Here is a 5914-nt window from a genome sequence, read left to right as displayed (position 1 = left end):
TATTACTCAGTACTTTAAATTATTTTCTTTAGAAATGTGTTGCGGAATTAAGGATAATAAATAAATTAAACGAATTAAAAATATGACTAAGTTCGAAAATGAATTTGATCTTATAACCGCCATCAAGGATGGAGATCATAATGCATATTCATACCTTTTCTCCAAATATTATAAAGACTTAGTCTTATATGGAGGTACAATCATACCAAACCAGGAAATATGTGAAGATATAGTACAAAACATATTTATTTATATATGGGAGAATAGAAAAAACATAAAAATAGATTCCTTAAAATCATATCTTATAAGGGCAGTTAGGAACAGTTGCCTTGATGAAATCAAACATAATAAAATTATGAATGAGTACAGCACTTTTATTCTCACCCAGAACAATATTTTCAATAATGATACAGAAGAATACATCTTGTATTCAGAACTCAATATACAAATACAGCAGGCTATACAAAAATTACCTGTAGATGAAAGAACGGCATTCGAGATGAGTAAAATAAAAGGGATAAAATATCAACAGATAGCAGACGAACTGAACATTTCCGTAAGAACGGTAGAGGTCAGAATCTCAAAATCTTTGAAACGCCTAAAACTCTTATTAAAGGATTTTTTTGTTATTTTACTCATATTTACAAAGTTATAAATGTGGAAAGAGCCTACAGAATCGTCATAAAAATATAATTAGGTATTACATTTATATTAAAACGCAATGTCTTTTATGTTAATGACAATATTCATAGATATTAAGTTTAATTTTAAAACTAAGGTAAAATGGACAACGAAAATCTCATAATCAAGATACTTTCTGGAAAAGCAAACAATACTGATATCAGAAGTTTTAATGATTGGTTAAATCAGAGCAAAAAGAACGAAGAGGAATTCTATAAGTTAAAGAACTTATGGGATTTAACACACCCTACCTTTGACCCACAAAGTATTGATATAAATAAAGCCAGTAAATCATTCTTTAATAACATAAAGAAGAGAGAAAGAGAAAATAAAACACGTAAGTTGATAACTTTTATATATAGAGTTGCAGCAATTTTATTTATTCCATTAGTATTATCCACAATATATCTTTATACAAAAGTACAACAACGTAACAATTATTCTGAAATCATACAAGCCTATCAGACTATAAATATTCCTTATGGTATGATTTCATCCTTAGAACTGCCGGACGGTTCAAAAGTATGGCTTAACGCAGGCTCAAGCTTTAAATATCCGATTCAATTTGATGAAAAAATCAGAAAAGTAGAACTTATTAAAGGTGAAGCTTTTTTTGAAGTTAATTCAGATATAGAACATCCATTTATTGTTAACACAGAAAATATTAATGTAATAGCCACAGGTACGAGATTTAACGTAAGTTCTTACCCTGAGGATGAAAATATATACGTATCGTTAGATAAGGGTAAAGTCGAGATTTCCGGAACACAATACAAAAACATTCTACATATGAGTCCAGGTGAAACAATCTGTATGGATAAAAAAAGTAATACATATTTCATAGATGACAAAACTTGTATTTACAACAGATATGCATGGATAGATGGTATTACCATTTTCAGAAATACAAAGCTTGAAGAGGTATTCAAAAGACTCAGTAAAATATATAATGTGGATTTTATAATTAATGACGATGAAATTAATAGTTATCCATATCATGCCACTTTCAAGAATGAATCATTGGATGAAATTCTTAATATTATAGAAATGGGTAATTCTATTGTTTGCAAAGAAATAAAGAATAACACATCTTATAAAAGAAAGTATGCCGTATCATTAAAACACAAACAGTAATAACTGCAATTAACACCCATGCCGATTACTATCTCAACATAGTTATCAACATGGGTGTTAATTAATATATGTGTGTAAAAACTACGTCTGTTTCACTTTCACATCCTTCACACGAAGAGGTATTATTTCTTTTTCAACTCCTCGGCAGGTACTATACGGTAAAGCTTGTCACTCGGGCGGATTCTGTCAGGTACCTTGAACGATACGTGAACACCTTTCTTTACTACATCTACCGGTTTGAGAGCTACACGCGCTTCTTCCAGGTCCACATACATTGCTCCGGTAGTAGGACCGGTAATGAGCAGTTTGTCGCCAACCTTGATTTCTGTAGCTTCGATGAGGAACTCGGCAACACCGATATTTGAGAAGTATTTTATACCGCGACCGGCATATACTTTTCTTTCTGTAGCTTCAGAGCCGTAGTTACGGCTCCATTCGCCAAGACGCTGTCCCAAGTAATATCCGTTCCAGAAACCACGGTTGAACACTGTCTTAAGGCGTGTTTCCCAGTCGGATTTCTTTTCTTCGGTAAATGTACCGTCAAGATATGACCGGATGGCTTCCTTGTAGCATTCCACTACTGTACGAACATACTCAGGTCCGCGTGCACGCCCTTCTATCTTGAACACACGCACTCCGGCCTCTATCATCTCGTCCATGAAGTGTATGGTCTTCAGGTCTTTAGGCGACATGATGTACTGGTTGTCAACTTCCAGTTCTATATCACTTTCCTTATCCTTTACTATGTATGAACGGCGGCACACCTGCATGCATGCGCCACGATTGGCAGAAGCATTCAGTTCGTTAAGGCTAAGATAGCATTTGCCAGATACCGCCATACACAAGGCTCCGTGGCAGAACATCTCTATTCTTACTTTCTCGCCCATCGGACCTGTGATGTTCTGTTCCTGGATGGCATCATATATCTTGCGCACCTGCTTCAGATTGAGTTCGCGAGCCAATACCACTACATCGGCAAAACGTGAATAGAACTTCAGAGCTTCGGCATTGCTGATGTTGAGCTGTGTAGAGAGATGGACTTCCTGACCTACCTCGTTGCAGTATGCCATGACAGACACATCGGCTGCTATTACCGCACTGATACCGGCCTCCTTGGCCGCATCCACAATCTTGCGCATCAGCTCTATGTCCTCGTCATAAATTATAGTGTTTATGGTGAGGTAGCTTTTTACTCCATGCTCATCGCATAGGGCAGCAATCTCACGCAAATCGTCAATTGTGAACGTGCTTGCCGAACGGGCACGCATGTTAAGGCTTTCAATACCGAAATAGATGGAATCCGCTCCGGCATTAATGGCTGCTGCCAATGACTCGCGCGAGCCTACAGGCGCCATTATCTCGAAATCTTTAATTGAATAACTCATTTATTTATATTTCATTTATTTACGTCTGCAAAGGTACGAAAAATATTCCACTACATATTGATATATATTACTAAACAGAAGTTTCCCGGAAGAAAGTTGAGAATGATAAATAATTTTTCAGATATGAAAGCCCTGAAGCCTTTATCGTTTGACATATGTCAGACGATAGACTTTTCTAAAAGTTTTACTGTAAGCTCCGGTATATCCAAAACATGATTAATCAATACGCAAAAGTATCTTCTATGTGATTAAGAATGGAATTCAGTTCGTCAAGCGTTTCTGCCCTGAGCATGGCTATACGTGTTTCCTTGAAGTTAGGAATCCCTTTGAGCAGCGGTGATGCGGCAAGGTGACGGCGTACATGCAGAATTCCGCGACGTTCGTCAAGCAGATTTACGCTGTCCTGCACTTCACGACGCAAGACATTCATTTTCCATCCGAAATCAAGTCCTGTGAGTTCCTCTCCTGTCTGCAGATAGTGTTTCACTTCCTTGAATATCCACGGGCGACCGAAACTGGCACGGCCTATCATTATGGCATCTACACCATATCTGTCGAAACATTCCTTTGCCCGCTGCGGAGTGGTTACATCGCCATTTCCTATGATAGGAACACGCATACGCGGATTGTTCTTTACCTCACCTATGAGAGTCCAGTCAGCCTCGCCGGTATACATCTGCGCGCGTGTACGTCCGTGAATAGTCAGAGCCTCGATACCGCAGTCCTGCAACTGTTCTGCCAGTTCAACTATTATCTTATGCTCAGAATCCCATCCAAGACGGGTTTTCACAGTGACAGGTATATTCACGGCATTGACTACAGCCTTGGTTATCTCAAGCATCTTAGGTACGTTCTGCAACATGCCCGAACCGGCTCCCTTGCCGGCTACACGCTTGACAGGACATCCGAAGTTCAAATCCAGTATATCAGGTTTTGCCTGCTCTACTATCTTTGCTGCCTCAACCATGGTTTCCGTGTCCTTACCGTAAATCTGTATGGCTACGGGACGCTCCTTCTCGCTGATATTCAGCTTAAGCATGGTCTTGCCAACCGAACGAATCAAGGCATCGCTGGAAACGAACTCGGTATATACCATATCGGCTCCAAACTCTTTACAAAGGAGGCGAAACGTGGGGTCTGTAACATCTTCCATAGGAGCCAGAAGCACAGGCTGTTCTCCCAAATCTATATTTCTAATCTTCATAAAATGCGTTTTATATTAATTTATACCCAACCTTCTTTCTTATACCAGCTTATTGTTTCCTTTACTCCACGCTCCAAGTTATACTCGGGCTTATACCCTAATTCATCTATCAGAGGCTGAATATCACATCTCCAGTTGCGCTGCTTCATAATCTTGTATTTATCTCTGTTCAAGGTACTTGTCTTTCCTACGAGGCGGGAACATGTTTCCGCCACTAAAGATATCACCTTCAGCAATGACAACGGACATACGAAACGTATCATCCACGGATTGCCAAGTTCCTTGCGTATCAGGTCGGAAAAAGTACTGCTGTTATAGACCTCGCCATCGCTTACAAAATATGAACGGTACTTCACATCCTTCTTTATTGCCAGATAAACAGCCTGAACCAAATCATTGACATAGACGAATGTTATATCCTGTCTTTTGAATCCGGCCGCAAAGTCCACATGATTACTTATGGACTTGACCATAAGGAAGTAATCCTTCTCGCGAGGGCCGTAAACTCCGGTAGGACGGAATATGACGTACGGAAAATTCTTCAATCCCTGAAGATATTCCTCTGTCTTGAGCTTGCTCACTCCGTAAGCCGTGTTCGGAACAGGAGTATCCGTTTCGCATATCGAGGAATAATCATTCTCGCGTATCGGTCCGAAAATACTGAGGGAACTTATGAAGATAAAGTTCTTCGGAGTCATACCAAGTTTCACAAGAGTCTCGATGAAATGGCGTGTAGCCCAATAGTTGCCAATCTCAAAACCGGCCTTGTCTATACATTTGGTGACACCGGCACAATGGATGATATAATCCCATCCGCCGTGCTCCTCCTTATGCTTGAGCAACTGCGACGAAAGCTTGTCCGAATCGGTAAAATCAAGTTCCGCAAAACGTATCCGCCCATCCTGCAAATACTTCCTGCTACTGCTTCTGCGCACTCCTGCCCATACCTGCATTCCTTCGGCAAGACCTCCTTCGACAAGAAAACTGCCAATAAATCCGCTGGCTCCTGTTACTAATATTTTGTAATTCATAACTTTCCGTATTATAAAGGCACAAAGATAGTGCAAACCGAGTGAAGCACAAAGTGAAAACTAAGTTTTCAGACTTTTGGAACTGAAGTGCAGACTATATTACTTTAAATCCATAACAGGACAATCGGACTTTATTATTGTTTAATTGCATTTTTTAGTTTTTGTAAGTATATTTGCGTATATAACATTCTGCTGATTAAGCTATACGGTTGCACGGATTATATCACAAAAGAAGCAGAAAAAAAATAAGAAATGTCATAAAATAAATGGGATATGGAACAAGGAGAAATAATATTATACCAACCGGACGAAACAACCAGGTTGGAGGTCAGAATGGAAAATGAAACAGTCTGGTTAAACCGCCAACAATTATCTGAATTATTTGGTCGTGACATAAAAACAATCGGTAAACATATCAATAATGCCTTAACCCAAGTTTGATAGCAAAAAAAATATTTAGTTATTTTTTAGCTGTATAA

5 protein-coding genes and 1 pseudogene are annotated in these 5914 nt (G+C 38.9%); 3 read left to right on the top strand and 3 right to left on the bottom strand.

Features of this window, described 5'->3' with window-relative positions; genetic code table 11:
• The first annotated feature begins 82 nt into the window (after window positions 1-82).
• Both QZ379_RS11755 and QZ379_RS11750 read left to right on the top strand, forming a co-directional pair.
• Window positions 83-655 (top strand): RNA polymerase sigma-70 factor, encoded by a 573-nt coding sequence (locus QZ379_RS11755; protein WP_291564943.1) that lies wholly within the window; start codon window positions 83-85, stop codon window positions 653-655.
• Between the two features lie 128 nt (window positions 656-783).
• Window positions 784-1815 (top strand): FecR family protein, encoded by a 1032-nt coding sequence (locus QZ379_RS11750; RefSeq protein ID WP_291564940.1) that lies wholly within the window; start codon window positions 784-786, stop codon window positions 1813-1815.
• A 122-nt stretch (window positions 1816-1937) separates the two neighbouring features.
• On the opposite strand, the gene QZ379_RS11745 is transcribed toward QZ379_RS11750, so the two are convergent.
• From QZ379_RS11745 to QZ379_RS11735, 3 genes are all read right to left on the bottom strand, one after another.
• Window positions 1938-3200 carry a peptidase U32 family protein gene (locus tag QZ379_RS11745; RefSeq protein ID WP_291564936.1) on the bottom strand — a complete coding sequence of 421 codons (1263 nt, stop codon included), beginning with the start codon at window positions 3198-3200 and terminating at the stop codon, window positions 1938-1940.
• Between the two features lie 220 nt (window positions 3201-3420).
• Window positions 3421-4404 carry a tRNA dihydrouridine synthase DusB gene (gene dusB, locus QZ379_RS11740; RefSeq protein ID WP_291564933.1) on the bottom strand — a complete coding sequence of 328 codons (984 nt, stop codon included), beginning with the start codon at window positions 4402-4404 and terminating at the stop codon, window positions 3421-3423.
• Window positions 4405-4424: 20 nt separating this feature from the next.
• Window positions 4425-5435, bottom strand: coding sequence for an NAD(P)-dependent oxidoreductase (locus QZ379_RS11735; protein ID WP_291564930.1), 1011 nt, complete (start codon window positions 5433-5435; stop codon window positions 4425-4427).
• 273 nt (window positions 5436-5708) lie between these two features.
• On the opposite strand from QZ379_RS11735, the pseudogene QZ379_RS11730 reads away from it, so the two are divergent.
• Window positions 5709-5864: pseudogene (locus QZ379_RS11730) on the top strand (DNA-binding protein); the annotation flags it as partial.
• Window positions 5865-5914 lie beyond the last annotated feature (50 nt).

The sequence above is a fragment of the Bacteroides sp. genome, assembly GCF_019417265.1.
Taxonomy (GTDB): Bacteria; Bacteroidota; Bacteroidia; order Bacteroidales; family Bacteroidaceae; genus Phocaeicola.
This window is presented reverse-complemented; position numbering and strand designations above follow the sequence as displayed.